This window comes from Sulfuricurvum sp., assembly GCF_028712165.1.
In the GTDB taxonomy this organism is placed as follows: domain Bacteria; phylum Campylobacterota; class Campylobacteria; order Campylobacterales; family Sulfurimonadaceae; genus Sulfuricurvum.
This window is the reverse complement of sequence record NZ_JAQTQR010000042.1, coordinates 1-17,225: the sequence shown is the minus strand read 5'-3', so window position 1 is coordinate 17,225 and position 17,225 is coordinate 1. Positions and strand designations below refer to the sequence as shown.

Genomic DNA, 17,225 nt, shown 5'->3' with positions numbered 1-17,225 from the left:
TGAAAAGGAAAAATGCAGATTTATACAATTTATTTGAAATAGGTAAAGAACAAACCCTTATGATAACTTTGATATCAAGAGCAATCGCACTTCTTCCGCCGGAAGCGGTTTAAAATAATAGTACCCTTGTGCGACGCGGCATCCCTCTTTCAATATAAATTGACCTTGTTTTTTTGTTTCTATCCCTTCGGCTACAATATTAAGTTTTAACCCTTTGGCTAAGTGAATAATCGATTTGACTATTTCACAATCTGCTTGATCTTGAGGAATATTATCGACAAATGATTTATCAATTTTCAGTTTATTTATGGGTAAATTTTTCAAATATGCCAATGATGAGTACCCTGTTCCAAAATCATCAATTGCCAACTGAAATCCGCTTTCAGCCAGTTGAGTCAATATATTTTTTGAATACTCAGGATTATTCATAATAATGCTCTCTGTCAATTCAAGTTCAATCAAAGCAGGAGAACATCCATTCCTTTTTAAGATATTCGGAATAATTTTTTCCAGATTGCCGTGCATTAACTGTTTTCCCGAAATATTTACTGCAATGTATCCTGGACTCAACCCTTTATTGATCCATTCCATCATTTGTCTGCTGGCCTCTTCGATCACCCATTCTCCGATTTCGATAATTAATCCGGTTTCTTCCGCAATCGGTATAAACTTGACAGGTGAAATAATTCCGTGTTCCGGATTATTCCACCGTATCAAAGCTTCAAAACCGATGATGTGCTCATTAGACATATCTACTTGAGGCTGATAATAAAGAATGAATTCATTGTTAGAGAGTGCCTTACGCAGACTGTTTTCTAAGGTTACACGTTCCAAAACCCGCTTAGTCATTTCCTCCGAATAAAACTGATACGTGTTTTTTCCCTCAATTTTGGCTTGATACATTGCCGAATCGGCATTTCTGAGTAATTCTTCAGCACTTTGTGCCTCATTCGGGAAAAAGCTCGCACCGGCACTGCACGTGATAAATATTTCATACCCGTCTATGTCCATTGGTGCAGCCAGCAAATCTATGAACCGTTTTATAATCACTTCGGAATCACTTTTATCTTGTGCATTTTCAACAATAATAGCAAATTCGTCGCCGCCAAATCGAGCAACCGACTCTTTATCTATTGCATTTTCGAGCCGAATAGCTACCTCTTGCAAAACACCGTCTCCGATACTGTGTCCAAAAGAATCGTTGATCTCTTTAAATCGATCTAGATCAATAAACCACACCGCAAACGGTTCTGCCGTTTTGTTATTGTGTTCTATCAATTGCTTTAGTTTCTCGACAAAATGAAGTCGATTTGGAATACCGGTCAGTGAATCATAATGGGCACTGTAATCAAGTATATCCCTTTGCTTGACCAGGATTTTTTGTTTGTCTTCTAGTTCAAAAAGGGCACTTTTCAGATTCCCTTGTATCCCTAACAATTTTTTCTCCCCTTTTTTTATGGTTTGAGAAACAATATAGGCCAAAACGACAAGGAGGAAAAAAGTAATAACGGTGACAAAAATAAGCATGTTTTTAGCATGAGCAATGTGCTTATCCGCCTCAACTGTTTTATTTAGCTGGTACGTATACAACTCATCAAGTAAAAAATCTTCATATTGTTTCAAATATTCGATATTACTGTTCAGATCTCTGATTTTTATGTAATAGGAACTGTTTTCATTGGCATTTAGCCCTTCGCCAAGACGCCGTAAAAGCGACTTTTCCATCATATTTTGTTTTGAAAAAAGATCGTCTTTAAGAATAATCTGTACTTTTTCAAGCTCTATGAGAATAATATTTTTAAATTCAATCCACTCTTGTTTGTCCTTGATCTTGGGAGATAATGCACGAAACAGATTTTGAAATTCTTTCTGCGATTGAAACAGTCTCTTTTTTTGTTCTTCCAGATTTGAGGTTGTCAATAAGCGCTCGGTATCGTATTTTAGAACAAATAAAGATTCGTATGTGGATTTGCTCAGCTGCTGATCAGAAATAATTTCTTCATAATCACGCAATAACAAAAACAATAATGTACCAACAATGATCGAACCGACCAGTATGGTTATAAAACTTATATTGGCGATATTCCGAAGCGTTAATTTATTCAACATAGTTAATTCAGCGAAGAGTTATAAAATTCACTCTGTTTTTTTCGCCCCATCTTATCGGTAATTTTTTCCCATTCAGCAGCGGCCTGATCCAATGCCTTCTGCGGACTCATTTCTCCCATTACTGCCTTATATGCATACGTATCGATTGCTTGATAATACTCTCCGGCACCCGGAATGGTAATATCATAAACAACATTTGGATTTGCCAACGAAATCGTAATCTCATCGAGATATGCTTTGGCGGAGGGAGTTGAAAATCCGGCACTATTCCATGCCGCAGGATCTTGAAAGTGCGAATAGCGAGAGGGGTTGACGGCAGTGCCGTTGGTTGCAGTCAACTTTTTGGTCATCTCTTTTGAGGTCATATATGCGGCAAAGGCAAAAGCAAGTTCTTTGTGTTTGGACTCTTTGTTGACTAAGAACATCCAGTTGCCGCTAATCGATGAGACCTGATTGTAACGATGATCCCATCGAGAAGTTTTAGCGTTGTAAACGTCATCCGATCCGGGTATCTGTGCATAACCCACTTTATCTTTGATAATCGAGACCGGTGAGTTGGCGGCAAATATCCCCATATCTGCCCAATCCATCGCCATAGCAACTTCACCGGATACGAAACTGTTACGGACATCATGCCCTGCAAAACTTGCCATGCCCGGAGGACCGAATCGCATAAAATCAATATAGTCTTTTAAAGCTTTCACGAATGCAGCATTATTAATGCGGGGCTTCATCGTGTCGGGATCGAAATAGTAGGCCTTGTCATCAGGATGTTTGGCATAAGCGGCGGCTTGGGCAAAAAACTGAAGCATGGAAATGTCGTCTTTGACTCTCAACCCAGCCATTCCGTATTCAATTTTACCGTCTCCGTCCCAATCCCAACCGTTGAAAAATTCGGCTGTGTCTCGAAATGCTTTCCATGTTTTTGGCGGAGCAAGCGGATAACCGTAACGCGCTTTAAAAGAGGCCTTATTTTTTGGATTTTCAAAAATATCTTTACGATAATAGAGGTTAATACAATCTCCGTCATACGGAAGTCCGTAGGCTTTACCGTTCCAGGATAAAACACTATTACGGTAAATCGGCAATACATCTTCCCAGTCGATCTGTTTTTTGATTGATTCCGGAATCGGTTCGATATGATTATTCCCCAATAAAGTACCGTTCCACATCGAAATAACCACAAAGATATCGTAATTGAGATTAGGATCGGTAAGAGATTCATCTATTTTTTTAATGGTTTCATTCCAACCCGGTGTGACAACGCGAATTTTACCCCCGGTTTTTTTCTCAAAAGCGTCTACCTCATCCAAGATAGGACCTCGTATTAATCGCGCTTCAAGGGTAGGAACGATGAGAATAATCGATTCTCCTTCGTAAGGCTTTTTAATTTTATTTGCAGGTTCAGAAGTTCCGCTTTTATCTTGATTTTGACATCCGCTAAGTATAAAGATTGTAATTAATGTTAGAACAAAGATTCCTATTTTCACATATACCTTTCGAAACTCAATAGATAAGAGACTTTATTGTATCTTCCTTTATTTTAATCAGAGCTATATATACTCTGCATAAAACTATAATGTATTTTTTAATGCAGATAATACTCTATACTGTATCGAAGGTCCTCATCCATATCCATCAGACTCTCAACCATCCATTTAAGATAACCGGGGTCTTTGAGTGCAATCTCCTCAATCCGTTTTTTAGCATATTTTCCGAAAGGGAGACGAGATAAGAGGACATAGCTTTTCGATATTTCAATCAGTCTCTCCAAATCCGCCAGATCAAGCAGATACTCCAATACCATTCGGGTGTGAAGTGCATCGCTCAGAGCATGATGCGGAGTTATGGAAACACCCAAGGTTTTAAATACGGCCTCTTCCTCTCGGTATAACCGCAATTCATACCGCAGAAACTGTAAAGAGTACCCCTCCAAATCATCCATCAGTGATTTAGCACATTTGAGAGTATCAATTACCTGCCCCTGCCATGCAATACCCTCTTTTTGCAGCATTGAAAGTTCAAACGGAGCATTATGCGAGACTAATACATTCTCAGAGATATTCAGTGTTTCCAATTTTTGCGCACTGATTGACTCGATGAATGAAGGAGCATCTTTCACCATCTCATTCGTTATATGATGAATCGCCGATGCAGAGGGAGGAATTTTTTTACCCGGATTGATACGTTCGAAGTGGAGTTCAGAATCAGTAATAAGCCCCAATGCACAAATTTTATCTTTAACTTCGACTCCTGTCGTTTCCGTATCAAGAAAAACCAGCATGCCTACTCTGTGGGAAAAGATTTTAATTCAGCCAAAAGCTTATGGTAATGTTCTAAAGTTCGAAAACTCTTTTCAAAACGCCACCCGAGTACAAAGGCAATAATCTCATTTTTGAGATTGGCGTTCAGCTTTTCAGCACGTCCGTAATAGCCTAATGAAACGTTTTTATTTTTGACTTTCGCATTTTTATCATAGATGATGGCGATGATCTGGGCATACTTGCCCTCTTTAATCGCTCCCAAATCCTCATCTGCCAACGATAACCCGGAAAGGTTAATCGCTTTGTAGACAAATAAATCATCAAACTCTAAAACTTTCTTATCAATTCCCAATGTTTGATAGAGTTCTTCGAGCCTTTTTAGGTTGCTTTTACGTTCTAACTCGTAGCTGGAGATCTGTGCCGTCAGGTTTTTCAATCGATCAAGTGCCGAACTCACATTTTCTCCTTTGAGTATCTCTGTATTTTGACAATTTTAACGAACTTTGACTTATAATATCAAACTTTTTATACTCTGGGAACTTAATGGACTATTTACAAATTCAAGGGCCGACTAAACTTAGTGGTACTGTTACTATTTCCGGCGCAAAAAATGCCGCTTTGCCACTTATCACACTGACGCTATTAGCGCACAATCCGTTAAAAATAACCAATATGCCAGAGGTAGTAGACATTAAAACGCTACTCAAACTTCTCCAAAATCTCGGAGCCAGTTGTTCGCTTGAAAACCATGTGCTCAGTGTTGACACTTCTACGGTTCACCATACGATGGCGAACTACGATATCGTTAAAACCATGCGAGCTTCTATCCTTGTTCTCGGACCTTTACTCGCTCGTTTCGGACACTGTGAAGTCTCACTTCCGGGCGGATGCGCTATCGGTCAACGTCCGATCGACTTGCATCTCAAAGCGATGGAGCAGATGGGCGCAACGATCACCATCCATGCGGGATACGTTCACGCCGTAGCACCTGAGGGACTTAAAGGTGCCCATATCATCTTCGATAAAATTACCGTTACCGGAACGGCAAACGTTGTTATGGCTGCGGCTTTGGCACACGGGAAAAGTGTCCTCGTCAACTGTGCCAAAGAACCTGAAGTCGTCCAACTGTGTGAAATCCTTCGTGACAGCGGTATCGATATTACTGGAATCGGTTCGTCTGAGCTTACCATCATCGGTACCGGCGGGAAAACCATCGATATGGTTGATTTCGAAGTCATTCCGGATCGTATCGAAGCGGGTACCTACCTGTGCGCCGGTGCTATTACCAACTCGACCATTACCCTCGAAAAGGTTCGTCCGGATCATCTCGATGCCGTTACCGCAAAATTAGAGCAAATGGGATGTCGTGTAGAGTGTGGTGAAAATACGATGACGATCCATCCGGCGGCACAACTTAAACACGTCGATATTATTACCCAAGAGTATCCGGCATTTCCAACCGATATGCAAGCGCAGTTTTTAGCCTTGGCAACCCTTGCCAAAGGAGCAAGTACAATCGAAGAACGATTGTTCGAAAATCGCTTTATGCATGTGAGTGAACTTCAACGTCTCGGTGCGGAGATCAAACTCAGTGGTCACACCGCAACCGTAATCGGACCGTGTGAGCTTTTCGGAGCCGATGTAATGGCGACCGATTTACGTGCATCCAGTGCACTCGTACTTGCGGCAATGGCGGCCCAAGGTACGACCAATGTCCACCGTATCTATCACCTCGATCGCGGTTATGAGAATTTGGAGCAAAAGCTTCAAGCTCTGGGCGCTACCATCGTACGCCTCAAAGAATAACGCTCACTTCCAGAATAATTTCCCACATCCACGTGGGAAGTTATTTTTCTTCTTCTCTTTATTCCCCGCAACGATAGCTGAGATTCGTAATATAGTATTCATAATGATTTTTCGGACGGATCCGAAATAGTTTTCTAAGTAGCTTTTTCATATGGAACTTCTTGCAAAAAGTGTTCCAAAACATCAATGTGAGTAGGCAAAGTGAGAAAAAATAGTGCGGTATACTGCTGCACGCGAGCTCTCTGCTGAAGAGAACCCAGTGTTAACGTAGCCAAGCGGGGCTCTGCTCCGTTGGTGTTCAAATCAAATAATTAAAGATCTCCTTCAATCACTTTTTTGAAGGTATTGTAGTAAATGTTTTGCATCTCAGGAAGTCTCATGGTGACATCATTGACTGTAAAGGTATCGCCGCCAACCGTTCCGATTCTCACGCATGCCATAGAACTTGCCATGGCTTCAAACGCCGCACAATTTTCCGGTGCAACTTCGATAATTGCACGGGACATGCTTTCAGCAAAAATATCACGGACATCGTTCACTGCGATCGAAGCATTTACCCCTTTATCGCTCACGCATGCCATTTTTGCCAATGCAATCGCTACACCGCCGGAGCTGCAGTCTTTTGCAGCTGCAAGCAGCCCTTTTTTATTTGCTTCAATAACCAGGTTCCAAAGTGCACGCTCTTTATCATAGTCGATCGCCGGAATCGTTCCCGCTACGACATTGTAAAGCTCTTTCATATAAAGTGATCCGCCGAATTCAGAACGGTTTTCGCCGACAAGATACAGCACATTCCCATTTTTTTTGAAAGCGGACATTAAGACTTTATTTTGGTCTTCGTTTACCCCTACCATTGCGATTGAAGGAGTCGGGAATACCGACTTGCCGTTGGTTTCATTGTAAAGCGATACATTTCCGCCGATAACCGGAGTATTCAGTTCGGCACACGCTTCTTTGATCCCCAAACATCCTTGGCCAAACTGCCACATCACTTCCGGATTCTCAGGGTTACCGTAGTTGAGACAGTCGGTGATCGCTTTCGGAGTTGCACCGCTCATCGCAACATTACGTCCGCTCTCGATAACTGCAGCAGCCGCTCCCGCTTTCGGATCGATATAGCAGTAACGGACATTACAATCGGCACTCATCGCCAACGCTACACCGTTTTCTTTGATGCGGATAACCGATGCATCGAGCTCACCGCCTTTTTTGACCGTGTTGGTTTGAACCATTGAATCGTATTGTTCATAAATCCAATGTTTGTCCACTACTTCCATAGAAGCAATCAGTTTTTCAAACGCTTTTTGATTCTCTACCGCTTCAAAATCATTTAATGTAACTTTAGCAATCTCATCGAGATACGCCGGACGGCTCATCGGACGATCAAGCACCGGAGCTTCTTCGCTTACCGGATCAACCGGTACCTCGGCGCATTTTTCACCGTGCCAGAACAACTCCATATTTCCGGTTGCCGTGACTTCACCGATGACAGCACAATCCAAATCCCATTTTTCGAAAATATCGATGATTGCCTGTTCTGAACCCTTTTTCGCACAGATCAACATACGTTCTTGGGATTCGGAGAGCATGAACTCATACGGCATCATCCCCTCTTCGCGGGCAGGCACTTTGTCCAGATGCATAATCATCCCGCTGCCTGAACGTCCCGCCATTTCGAACGAACTTGAAGTGAGTCCCGCAGCACCCATATCTTGAATCCCGACGACGTAATCAGTTTTGAAAAGTTCCAAACATGCTTCGAGAAGCAATTTTTCAGTAAATGGGTCACCCACTTGTACGGTAGGACGGAGCCCTTTAGACGCTTCGGTAAAGCTGTCCGAACTCATGACCGCACCGCCAAGACCGTCACGCCCTGTTTTAGAACCGACATAAATAACCGGATTGCCGATCCCTTCCGCTTTTCCGTAGAAAATCTCATCACTTTTCGCTAAGCCGAGAGTAAATGCATTGACAAGTATATTACCGTTATAGCACTCATCAAAACTCGTTTCACCTCCGATCGTCGGAACCCCCATACAGTTACCGTATCCGCCGATACCCGATACGACACCACGTACCAAATAACGCTGATGAGCACTGATATCGTCTTGATTCAACACATTTCCGAAACGAAGGGCATTGAGATTGGCGATCGGACGGGCACCCATGGTAAATACGTCACGCATGATACCGCCGACTCCCGTAGCAGCACCTTGATACGGTTCGATAAAGCTTGGATGGTTATGACTCTCCATCTTAAAAACTGCCGCATATCCGCCGCCGATATCGATAACACCCGCATTTTCACCCGGTCCTTGGATAACCCACGGCGCTTTAGTCGGGAAACCGCTCAAATGTTTTTTAGACGATTTATAACTGCAGTGTTCACTCCACATCGCTGAAAAAATCCCGATTTCTACAAGATTCGGCTCACGACCGAGGATTTTTTTGATATGGTCATAATCTCCGAGTGAAAGTTTATGTTGTTTAAGAACTTTTTCGATGTCTGGGAGGGGAGTGCTCACGGCAGTTTCCTTAGTAATAGTAATAATAGTAACGCGATTATACCAAAGGGTACACAAACGCCCCCTTAATTTCCTGTCCATTTACAAAACCGTTCTAAATTTATAACTTGAAATCACTACTAGGAGGTTCACGTATGTTGACGACTGTCTCGAAACGTCTTTTAATCGCTTTAGGTGCTGTACCTATTTTAGTAAGTGCGGCAGTGACTTCCCCTCAACATAAAGCGGATACTGCGTATGAGCAAAACAATCCGTATTGGGAGATGAATGAAATGGACGGATTTTTCAATCATCCGTTTCCCCGTATGGTTCCGGTCTATAATGCTTCCACGATAAAAGAGAGTGATAAGGCATACCTCATCAGCATCGATTTGCCGGGGATGGATAAAAAAGATATCTCGATCGAAACATCGGGAAATCGGCTAATGGTATCCGGAGAACGGAAAGAAGACATGGATAATAAAGAAGAATCCAAACATTCTCTATCGGAATTCAGACAAAGCTATATGCTCCCTGAAGACGCAAATTTGGAAGCGATAAGCGCGACATCAAACAACGGTGTTCTTAAAATTACCGTCCCAAAAAGTGCCGGGAAAAAAGTATCCAGAAAAGTTGAAATCAGATAAGAAAGAGTCTCGAAGCGCACTAAAATTATACTGAGCCTTATAACAGTCAACTCCGTGTTAGCGCCTATTTACTCAATGAAATGCAAAATCTTGTTCGCTCCGATGATTTTTTTTCAATTCAAAAATTTCACGGTAAGTGATCGAAACGACCTCATAGCGCTTTCTTCCATGCGGAAGAATGACGCTGAATTCATCCCCCTCTTCTTTTCCAAGCATTGCACGTGCCAGCGGTGAATGAACCGAAATTAAACAATTCTCCGGCTCACTTTCCAATGTACCGCATATGCTGTAGGAATATTCTTCGTCACTATCAATATCCATAATCGTAATGGTTGCACCAAAATGTACACGGGAGTGATTGAGTAAAGACGGATCGATAATCTGCGCTTTTTCGATCATCGAATTGAGATAAAAAAGACGTTTGTCTATATGGCGAAGTTTCTCTTTTGCCGCATGGTATTCCGCATTTTCGCTTCGGTCACCCAGTTCCGCCGCACGTTGTTTTTCCTGATTGACACGGGGTTTTTCACTATCTTTGAGGTATTTGAACTCTCGCAAGAGTTCATCGTATCCTCTGGGTGTCATCGGTTCATTTGTCATTTATGCCGCAAATCCGAGAATATAATAGGTTGGTTTACCGTCTACTTTTTGAAGACTGACTTTGTATTTATCTGCAAAATGGTTAATTTTTTCCATCGCTTCGGCAGCACTGATTTCACTGGTGGCATCGATTTTGATTTTAAAATAGTCGTTGCTGTTTGACATTGCTACATACGATTCAGAAAGCTTAAGCGCTTCGTGAAGATCCAAAATATGTTTGATTATTTTTTCATACCCTGAGGTATTTTCTTCAATACGTGCAAGTTGAAGGCTCAATGCTTCGTTAGGGGTATAGCCAAGTTGATTTAAAATCGCTTCATGTGTCATTAGTGTGTTCCTTTGTAAAAATAGAGCGCTTATTCTATCATAGAAGTATTTATTGACTATAATATCTTTATGAAATCACTCCTAATTCGTCTTACCCACGGTCTTTATGACCAAGATATTGCACCCGATGAGCGTGAAAGCGTTAATGAGTGGCTTACACGTAAACTCCTCATCCATGAAGAGGGGAAATATCAATTCAGTTCTCAGTACCGAGCCGGAATTGTCTCTCTTGCGTCAGAAAGCGGTGCGTATCTCCAGACGTTAGGAGAAAGTATTCGAGACCATTTTATTGAGACCGCTAACCTTATGGGTGCCAAAAGCGGTGATTTGGTCATTGCGCAACGGTTGCTTGGAAAACGGGGAGGTCCGCAAGCCAAAGTCGTCGTTATCGCCGGACGAAGCGAAACCTACAGCGTTGCTGTGATCAGTTCAAAAAATGGACATCTCGGACTTTACGATATCCGCACCGATCACCCCGCAGGATTTGCACTCACTGATCTTGTAGAAAGTGCCGAGGGTTCACTCTATCAGATCAATAACCAAAGCGGAACGATTGCTGCATATCTGGGTAATCTTTCCGATCCGAAAGTAGATGAGAAAATCGTCCTCGCCCTCTACAACAAACATGATGCTTTCGAAGAGGATGTACTCGAAATGGCACGGGAATTTCCCAAAGAGGTCGATGCATCGCTTTATCCCAACCGACGCGATTTGCGCCATCTGCCGTTTTGTACGATCGACCCCGTTACCGCAAAAGACTTTGATGATGCGATTTGTTATATCCCTGAAACGTCTACCCTCTATGTTGCCATTGCCGATGTCAGCGAATACGTCCACCCATTTGGAGCAATCGATGCTGAGGCGATCTATCGCAGCTTCTCCATCTACCTTCCCCACCGCTCCATCCCGATGCTCCCAAGAGAACTGAGCGAAACCCTCTGTTCTCTTCAGCCTCTCGTCGATCGTTTGGCCTATACATTTGAGATGCACATCGATCCTGTAACCTATGAGATGGATTCCCATACCCATTATGAGTCGATCATCCACTCTCATCGCCGCTTCACGTATGAGCAGATTGATGCTTTTTTTGAAGGTAATCACCACGCCGAAAATGAAAAAGAAGCCTTGGTGCTTGCGTATATCCCCGCACTCAATGGACTCACTCAAAAACTCCGATCTGAGCGGATGAAAAAAGGGTATAACTTCCGCTCCAGCGAATTGGAGATGCGAATCGATGAAGACCAAAATATTGTCTCTACCGAATTTGCCGTCGAAACGCCGTCCCATGCCTTGATCGAGGATTGTATGCTCCTCGCCAACAAAGCCGCCGCGTCATTATACGAGCGAGGTGTGTTTCGTATCCATGAATCTCCTTCTCCGCTTAAACTCCAAAGCCTCTACACTGAATTGGCCAGTATCGGGATTTTTGTCGAGTCCCAAGGGACGATCAAAGAGACCATCACCGCCATCCAGGCCGAAGCAGAGCGACGCGATCTCATCAGCGAAGTCGATACCCTCATTATACGTGCTCAGATGCAGGCACGTTATGCCCCTTATAATATAGGACATTTCGGTCTCGGATTCGACCGTTATACTCACTTCACCTCTCCTATTCGCCGTTACAGCGATCTGATCGTCCATCGCCTACTTAAAGCGATTGCGGCAGGCGATACTGAAGAAGGATCGTATGTTTTGCGCAACATCGAATCCCTCTGTACTTCCATCAGTGAAAAGGAGCGCGAAGCGAGCGACATTGAAACCCGTTTCCATGAACGCAAATTTGCCCGCTGGGCGGCAACCGTCATCGGACAAGAGTTTAAAGCCCGTATCATGCGCACAGAAGAACCGGTAATGGCCGAGATTCATGATGAGATTACAGGAGCAAAAGTCAGTGTCAATTCACAATTTGGATTGATGCTCTTCGATGACATCATCGTTAAGATTGAGACCGCTAATCTCGCTACCGCAAAAATCACCGCCTCATTCGTACGCCGAATAGAAAAAGATGATGTGGTGCATACGAGTGAACACTCAGGAACATTATATGAATAGACAAGATTTAGACCGCCACCTCCAAAACAACTCCGCTCCGCGTGCGATGGCCCTTTTCGGAGAAAGTCACTTTCTGACCGACCGGTATGCTCATAAATTAGCTCAAATCGAAGGTGCATCCGTACTGAGTCTCTATCACGACGAGTACGATTTCAATGCCGCAAAAGCTCATCTGTCGCAGGGATCACTCTTCGGCGATCAAAATCTCCTGATTGTAAAACATGAGAAAAAACTCCCTAAAGCTGAACTCGACACGCTCATCGAACTGGTCGGAAAAAATCCCGACAACACCTTCATCTACTGCTACTACGGGGAAGATGTCAAAGGAGCTGATACAGCGTTCAAAGGCTCACACACCGGATCGGTCCGTTTCTTCCATCCCTATGCCAACGAAGCGCGTGCCATCGTTATGCAAGAAGCGCAAAGCCTAGGAATTCAGCTCGATAACCAAGCTGCCTTTCACCTCCTCGATATTCACAACAACGATCTCGCCCTCGCCTGCAACGAGCTTTCCAAACTCTCCATCTTGGGCAAACCGATCGGGATGAAAGAGATCGACGAACACGTCTTCGGGCTGAGTGAAATCAAAACGGATCAATTCATTGCCCGTGTCATTGAGAAAAAAGAGTTCCTTCCCGCCCTGCACCATTTGCTCGAATCGGGAGAAAATGAGATCCAGCTCCTCACCGCCCTCAGCGGATTTTTGACGCAGCTTTATCTTTTCAACACCGCAATTAAAATTCACGGCGTCGCCGATTCCGCCCTCGTTTTGGGGTACAAACTTCCCGGATTTATCGAAAAAGAGCGCGCTGCCCTCTCAATTAAAATCTCACCGGAGGGGTATAAACGGGGGATTAATCTCCTCCTCGATACCGAGCTTAAAATGAAATCAACGGGAAGTCCCGATCAGGAGTCACTGCTCCTCTCAGCCCTTTTAAAGCTGCAAAGTATCCTTTAACCAAAACTTATATTAAGCAATTTTTCAGTATAATCCGCGCGTTCCTTGCTCTTTGCAACACGACTGTCGTGCTGTATAACAACCATAAGGGGCGAACACCATAAGGAGACATACGCTATGAGACATTACGAAAACCTAGTAATCGTAAAACCTACTCTTACAGAAGAAGAGATTAAAAACACCATCGCTCTCGTTGAAGAAGTGATCACTGCAAACGGCGGTGAGATCGTTGCTCGCGACGCAATGGGAATGAAAAAATTGGCTTACCCGATCGAGAAAAATGCTCGCGGTTATTTCTACGTTATGTATTACAAATCTGCACCTGCTGCGATTGCTGAAATCGAACGTCGTTTCCGTATCAACGAAGAGATTTTACGTTTCGTAACTATGAAATACGATACAAAACGTGAAATTGCAGCATGGAACGGTATGGTTGAAAAAACCAAAAAACCTGCTCCGACTGCTGCTGTTGCTGAGAAAAAAGAAGAAGCCGCTTCTTAACCCTTTTAAGGAAAACCTATGTATAACAAAGTCATTTTGGTTGGAAATCTTACCCGGGATATCGAACTCCGATATTCACAAAACGGTTCGGCAATCGCCAAAACCGCTATTGCAACCAGCCGTAAATTTACGGTAAACGGCGAGAAAAAAGAGGAGACATGTTTTGTCGACATCACTTTTTTCGGCCGTTCAGGTGAAGTAGCCAACCAATACCTCCGTAAGGGTTCTAAAATCCTGGTAGAAGGACGACTTAGTTTTGAACAATGGGTTGACCAGACAAATGGCCAAAAGCGCTCTAAACACTCCGTTATCGTAGAAACGATGCAAATGCTCGATTCTCGCGGCGAGGGTGGTTCTCAGGGCGGTTATAACGAATACAGCGATGCAGGTAATAGCGGCGGCTATGATGCTCCGGCACCAAAAGCGGCTTATACACCTCCACCGTCGTATTCTAAACCCGCACCGGCAAGAATGCCGGAAAACAATCTCCCCGAGATTGATATTAACGAAGACGAAATTCCGTTTTAGAATAAGCACAAGGATAGAACCATGTCAGAAAAAAGAAAATACAAAAAACGTTATTGCAAATACTGCGAGCAAAAAGTTGATTTCATTGACTACAAAGATGTAGCTTCTTTGAAATATTCACTCTCTGAGCGTTTCAAAATCATGCCACGCCGTCTTACAGGTAACTGTAAACGTCACCAAGATATGGTTACAATCGCTATCAAACAATCACGCGCTGCTGCGTTGATTCCATACACAGTATCACGCAAAGTGATCGCTGGCGCTCCATTCGAGGAAATGCGTTAACTTCCTCCGTATCGGCATTTTGCCGGTACACTTTTCTCCCTCTTTTTTCATTGACTCCTCTCTTTTTACCCTAATTGTATAATCAACCTCTCGCTATAATGCCGCATACTATTTCAGTGAGGCAATAATGTTTTTTGAACCGGGTTTTTTAGGAACCAAAGCGTTAATGTATATGGATATCGTCACACTCTATTTTGCAATCTTACCGTTTTTGCTTGGATTATCCATATATCAAGCCATACGAGGCAATAATAAACTTCACTACCAAAGTCAATTTATAATCTTGGCCATAACTTTAGTCATGGTCATTATCTTTGAAATCGGAGTGAGAGTGACCGGTGGATTTGTCGAATACGCAAAAGAAAGTCCCATTTCATATGACTTTCTGCTGATGTTTCTAGTAGTGCATATCTTCATAGCGATTATGGCGGTAGGAGGATGGATATATTTGATTATTGCAAGCTATAAATCCTATCGGGATGGTACCTTGGAAAACAGTGCCAAGCATCGGAAAATGGGAAGATGGATATTTGTTGCACTCACTATTACATCCATCATGGGGTGTTCCATCTATCTCTTTTTATTTTGAGTATATAGCCAATGAATAAAACACTTTTACCCATCATTACTGCTGCGGTCGTTTTCTGGAGCAATGCAGTTGCAGAACCTTTTTTCAGTATATCGGAGCAAGTTAAAAATGCCATCCCCTCTATCGTCAGGATCAAAGTCCAGCAAAGCGAATTCAATAACGATGAAAGCGAACTGATCTCTACCGATTCCGGGGGATCAGGATTTATATTGGACTCAGATCACCATATCGTAACCAATGCCCATGTCATCGGTGATGGAAAGAAAATCGTGATCATCGATCATCAAAATAATGAATATCCTGCAGAATTAGTAGCAAAAGATGATAAAAGTGATATCGCAGTCTTAGAATCCTCTGCTTACAATGCCCCTGTTTTACCTGAAGGAAATACTACATTATCAATCGGGGATGGAGTCTTTGCGATAGGATCACCCTTCTCCTTAGGACATAGTGTATCCTTAGGGATCATCAGCGGATTAAAACGTTTTGTTCCAAACTACCCTTATGTTTCATTTATCCAAACCGATGCAGCCATTAATCCCGGAAATTCCGGTGGTGCACTCTTTAATTTGAAAGGGGAACTCATTGGAATGGTTTCGAACTATTTTTCAAAGCAAGGGAACTATACCAATATTGCTTTTGCCATCGACATCGACGATGTCCACCGTATTTCACAACGTCTTCTGAATGAAAAAAAAATAGTGAGAGGCTATTTGGGTGCTGAACTGTTGATATCCGAACGAGTATCCCGAAAATTAGGGTATCAATGTTCTGTTTTGCTCACGCGTATCGAACCAAATTCACCGGCAGAAATCGGCGGATTAAAAGCAGGAGACATCATAATCGGTGTGGATGATAAAGTAATCCAAGATGGCGGTGAGTTGCACCGTCAGTTGGAACGTTCATATCCTGATCAGAATATTTCCTTCACTCTAATACGAAATAAACAACGACAAAGTATAAGCGTAACCCTGGGAACAACTCCTTTGCAGAAAAAAGAGATAACCAACGTTTCAACGGGAGATGCAAGTGAAAAACTCGGATTGATTCTGAATGAAAATTCGATGGGGATTGAGGTGCTGACAAGCTATTCGATAGCAAAAACTGCAGGGTTTTCTCCTGCTGATGAAATACTCGCGATAAATAGAATCAGCGTCAATACAATACAGGAGTTCAATACACAACTTAAGAAGTTAAAAGAGAACGAAATAGCCTTATTAACAGTTAGACGCAATGGTATAGTATTGACACTGCCCCTCGGGAGTAAAACAGCAATAAAAGGGTATTCAACTAAGAATTAGTCCATCCAGCGTCTGGGATCATACCCATCCGTAGGGCGCTTTACTTCACCCTTGAGAAGCTTTTTAACCATTACGCGAACATCTGAACCGTCAACTGGACTTTTTTTCATTGTTCCTTCTACAAAAACAAATCCATGGCGCTCAAAAAATTTTATTTCGGGTAAATCGTTGATAATGCTTACACTGAGTTTATCATACAGTGCACCGCTTTCGAGAAATAATTGCTCAATCATCATAGAACCAATCCCCTGCCCTCTAAACTCAGGGATAACAGCTATATTCAAAACTGGAGTCCTATCATCTATATAACCATTTGAAGCATGATCAGAATTTAAACGACGTATCCAGACGGCACCTGCGAGATGATTATCGACAAGGGCATATAATCCCAGATCTTTGCTCGTAAAGCCGTAGAACTCTTCGTAGATAGCAAGTTTAGGTATATCGGAGAGTGATTTATTGACTTCATCTAAACGCAGTGCGTAATGGAGCATATCGGTAACAATTTTTTGTTCGGAAGATCGTAAGAAGTAAAGTGTCGGTTTCATAAATGAAAGTATACAATAGCGTTACTAATAGGTTAATTTAATAAGAATAAATAAGTTATTGTGATTAATGATTTAAAGAAGGGGGGTTAGTTAAGAAGAAATCTGAGGCCAGGCGGCGACCTACGTTCCCACACCTGAAAGATGCAGTATTATGAGCGATGAGGGTCTTAGCTTCCGGGTTCGGAATGGGACCGGGCGTTTCCCCC

At 42.8% G+C, this 17,225-nt stretch carries 17 protein-coding genes and 1 rRNA gene; 9 read left to right on the top strand and 9 right to left on the bottom strand.

The features are described 5' to 3' along the window. Positions 1 to 57: 57 nt before the first annotated feature. The 4 genes from PHP90_RS08605 to PHP90_RS08590 all read right to left on the bottom strand — a co-directional run bounded on the left by PHP90_RS08605 (position 58) and on the right by PHP90_RS08590 (position 4,830). A complete protein-coding gene (locus PHP90_RS08605) occupies positions 58 to 2,109 on the bottom strand; it encodes an EAL domain-containing protein (RefSeq protein WP_299928251.1) in 2,052 nt (683 codons plus the stop codon). A 2-nt stretch (positions 2,110 to 2,111) separates the two neighbouring features. Beyond that, the gene (locus PHP90_RS08600) at positions 2,112 to 3,599 is read right to left on the bottom strand and encodes an extracellular solute-binding protein (RefSeq protein WP_299928248.1); all 1,488 of its coding nucleotides are present in this window, start codon (positions 3,597 to 3,599) and stop codon (positions 2,112 to 2,114) included. Positions 3,600 to 3,697: 98 nt separating this feature from the next. Beyond that, on the bottom strand, positions 3,698 to 4,393 hold the full coding sequence (locus PHP90_RS08595) for an exonuclease domain-containing protein (protein WP_299928245.1): 696 nt from the start codon (positions 4,391 to 4,393) through the stop codon (positions 3,698 to 3,700). A 2-nt stretch (positions 4,394 to 4,395) separates the two neighbouring features. Further along, positions 4,396 to 4,830 carry a hypothetical protein gene (locus PHP90_RS08590; protein WP_299928242.1) on the bottom strand — a complete coding sequence of 145 codons (435 nt, stop codon included), beginning with the start codon at positions 4,828 to 4,830 and terminating at the stop codon, positions 4,396 to 4,398. Positions 4,831 to 4,916: 86 nt separating this feature from the next. Between PHP90_RS08590 and murA the strand changes: the two genes are divergently transcribed. Beyond that, the gene (gene murA / locus PHP90_RS08585; RefSeq protein ID WP_299928239.1) at positions 4,917 to 6,179 is read left to right on the top strand and encodes a UDP-N-acetylglucosamine 1-carboxyvinyltransferase; all 1,263 of its coding nucleotides are present in this window, start codon (positions 4,917 to 4,919) and stop codon (positions 6,177 to 6,179) included. A gap of 311 nt (positions 6,180 to 6,490) precedes the next feature. Here murA and purL read toward each other — a convergent pair whose 3' ends face one another. Further along, positions 6,491 to 8,704: a phosphoribosylformylglycinamidine synthase subunit PurL gene (gene purL / locus PHP90_RS08580; protein WP_299928236.1), complete on the bottom strand. Its 2,214-nt coding sequence runs from the start codon at positions 8,702 to 8,704 to the stop codon at positions 6,491 to 6,493. Positions 8,705 to 8,838: 134 nt separating this feature from the next. On the opposite strand from purL, the gene PHP90_RS08575 reads away from it, so the two are divergent. After that, positions 8,839 to 9,330: an Hsp20/alpha crystallin family protein gene (locus tag PHP90_RS08575; protein ID WP_299928232.1), complete on the top strand. Its 492-nt coding sequence runs from the start codon at positions 8,839 to 8,841 to the stop codon at positions 9,328 to 9,330. Between the two features lie 72 nt (positions 9,331 to 9,402). On the opposite strand, the gene greA is transcribed toward PHP90_RS08575, so the two are convergent. Both greA and PHP90_RS08565 read right to left on the bottom strand, forming a co-directional pair. After that, the gene (gene greA, locus PHP90_RS08570) at positions 9,403 to 9,930 is read right to left on the bottom strand and encodes a transcription elongation factor GreA (RefSeq protein ID WP_299928229.1); all 528 of its coding nucleotides are present in this window, start codon (positions 9,928 to 9,930) and stop codon (positions 9,403 to 9,405) included. Next, positions 9,931 to 10,257 carry a hypothetical protein gene (locus PHP90_RS08565; protein ID WP_299928227.1) on the bottom strand — a complete coding sequence of 109 codons (327 nt, stop codon included), beginning with the start codon at positions 10,255 to 10,257 and terminating at the stop codon, positions 9,931 to 9,933. Positions 10,258 to 10,326: 69 nt separating this feature from the next. Here PHP90_RS08565 and PHP90_RS08560 point away from each other — a divergent pair, with 69 nt between their 5' ends. The 7 genes from PHP90_RS08560 (at position 10,327) to PHP90_RS08530 (ending at position 16,471) form a co-directional block, all read left to right on the top strand. Then, positions 10,327 to 12,309 carry a ribonuclease R family protein gene (locus PHP90_RS08560; RefSeq protein ID WP_299928225.1) on the top strand — a complete coding sequence of 661 codons (1,983 nt, stop codon included), beginning with the start codon at positions 10,327 to 10,329 and terminating at the stop codon, positions 12,307 to 12,309. Continuing rightward, on the top strand, positions 12,302 to 13,267 hold the full coding sequence (gene holA, locus PHP90_RS08555; RefSeq protein WP_299928223.1) for a DNA polymerase III subunit delta: 966 nt from the start codon (positions 12,302 to 12,304) through the stop codon (positions 13,265 to 13,267). Before PHP90_RS08560 ends, holA begins: the two co-directional genes overlap by 8 nt. A 117-nt stretch (positions 13,268 to 13,384) precedes the next feature. Beyond that, positions 13,385 to 13,768 carry a 30S ribosomal protein S6 gene (gene rpsF / locus PHP90_RS08550; RefSeq protein ID WP_299928221.1) on the top strand — a complete coding sequence of 128 codons (384 nt, stop codon included), beginning with the start codon at positions 13,385 to 13,387 and terminating at the stop codon, positions 13,766 to 13,768. A gap of 18 nt (positions 13,769 to 13,786) precedes the next feature. Next, complete coding sequence (locus PHP90_RS08545) at positions 13,787 to 14,296, top strand: single-stranded DNA-binding protein (protein ID WP_299928218.1); 510 nt, start codon at positions 13,787 to 13,789, stop codon at positions 14,294 to 14,296. A gap of 21 nt (positions 14,297 to 14,317) precedes the next feature. After that, entirely contained in the window at positions 14,318 to 14,581 is a 264-nt protein-coding gene (rpsR, locus tag PHP90_RS08540) for a 30S ribosomal protein S18 (RefSeq protein ID WP_299928215.1), read from the top strand. A 127-nt stretch (positions 14,582 to 14,708) separates the two neighbouring features. Beyond that, positions 14,709 to 15,170, top strand: a complete 462-nt coding sequence (locus tag PHP90_RS08535; RefSeq protein ID WP_299928212.1) for a DUF420 domain-containing protein — start codon at positions 14,709 to 14,711, stop codon at positions 15,168 to 15,170. 11 nt (positions 15,171 to 15,181) lie between these two features. Further along, positions 15,182 to 16,471 (top strand): trypsin-like peptidase domain-containing protein, encoded by a 1,290-nt coding sequence (locus PHP90_RS08530; RefSeq protein ID WP_299928209.1) that lies wholly within the window; start codon positions 15,182 to 15,184, stop codon positions 16,469 to 16,471. On the opposite strand, the gene PHP90_RS08525 is transcribed toward PHP90_RS08530, so the two are convergent. Together PHP90_RS08525 and rrf are read right to left on the bottom strand one after the other, a co-directional pair. Then, a complete protein-coding gene (locus PHP90_RS08525) occupies positions 16,468 to 17,019 on the bottom strand; it encodes a GNAT family N-acetyltransferase (RefSeq protein ID WP_299928207.1) in 552 nt (183 codons plus the stop codon). The genes PHP90_RS08530 and PHP90_RS08525 overlap by 4 nt on opposite strands. A 107-nt stretch (positions 17,020 to 17,126) precedes the next feature. Continuing rightward, positions 17,127 to 17,225, bottom strand: a 5S ribosomal RNA gene (rrf, locus tag PHP90_RS08520); the annotation flags it as partial.

What these genes read in the sequence shown, in the direction of transcription:
- PHP90_RS08605 (WP_299928251.1), bottom strand. Translation starts at nt 2,109, where the DNA reads ATGTTGAATAAATTAACGCTTCGGAATATCGCCAATATAAGTTTTATA.
- PHP90_RS08595 (WP_299928245.1), bottom strand. Translation starts at nt 4,393, where the DNA reads ATGCTGGTTTTTCTTGATACGGAAACGACAGGAGTCGAAGTTAAAGAT.
- murA (WP_299928239.1), top strand. Translation starts at nt 4,917, where the DNA reads ATGGACTATTTACAAATTCAAGGGCCGACTAAACTTAGTGGTACTGTT.
- PHP90_RS08575 (WP_299928232.1), top strand. Translation starts at nt 8,839, where the DNA reads ATGTTGACGACTGTCTCGAAACGTCTTTTAATCGCTTTAGGTGCTGTA.
- greA (WP_299928229.1), bottom strand. Translation starts at nt 9,930, where the DNA reads ATGACAAATGAACCGATGACACCCAGAGGATACGATGAACTCTTGCGA.
- PHP90_RS08565 (WP_299928227.1), bottom strand. Translation starts at nt 10,257, where the DNA reads ATGACACATGAAGCGATTTTAAATCAACTTGGCTATACCCCTAACGAA.
- PHP90_RS08560 (WP_299928225.1), top strand. Translation starts at nt 10,327, where the DNA reads ATGAAATCACTCCTAATTCGTCTTACCCACGGTCTTTATGACCAAGAT.
- holA (WP_299928223.1), top strand. Translation starts at nt 12,302, where the DNA reads ATGAATAGACAAGATTTAGACCGCCACCTCCAAAACAACTCCGCTCCG.
- rpsF (WP_299928221.1), top strand. Translation starts at nt 13,385, where the DNA reads ATGAGACATTACGAAAACCTAGTAATCGTAAAACCTACTCTTACAGAA.
- PHP90_RS08545 (WP_299928218.1), top strand. Translation starts at nt 13,787, where the DNA reads ATGTATAACAAAGTCATTTTGGTTGGAAATCTTACCCGGGATATCGAA.
- rpsR (WP_299928215.1), top strand. Translation starts at nt 14,318, where the DNA reads ATGTCAGAAAAAAGAAAATACAAAAAACGTTATTGCAAATACTGCGAG.
- PHP90_RS08535 (WP_299928212.1), top strand. Translation starts at nt 14,709, where the DNA reads ATGTTTTTTGAACCGGGTTTTTTAGGAACCAAAGCGTTAATGTATATG.
- PHP90_RS08530 (WP_299928209.1), top strand. Translation starts at nt 15,182, where the DNA reads ATGAATAAAACACTTTTACCCATCATTACTGCTGCGGTCGTTTTCTGG.
- PHP90_RS08525 (WP_299928207.1), bottom strand. Translation starts at nt 17,019, where the DNA reads ATGAAACCGACACTTTACTTCTTACGATCTTCCGAACAAAAAATTGTT.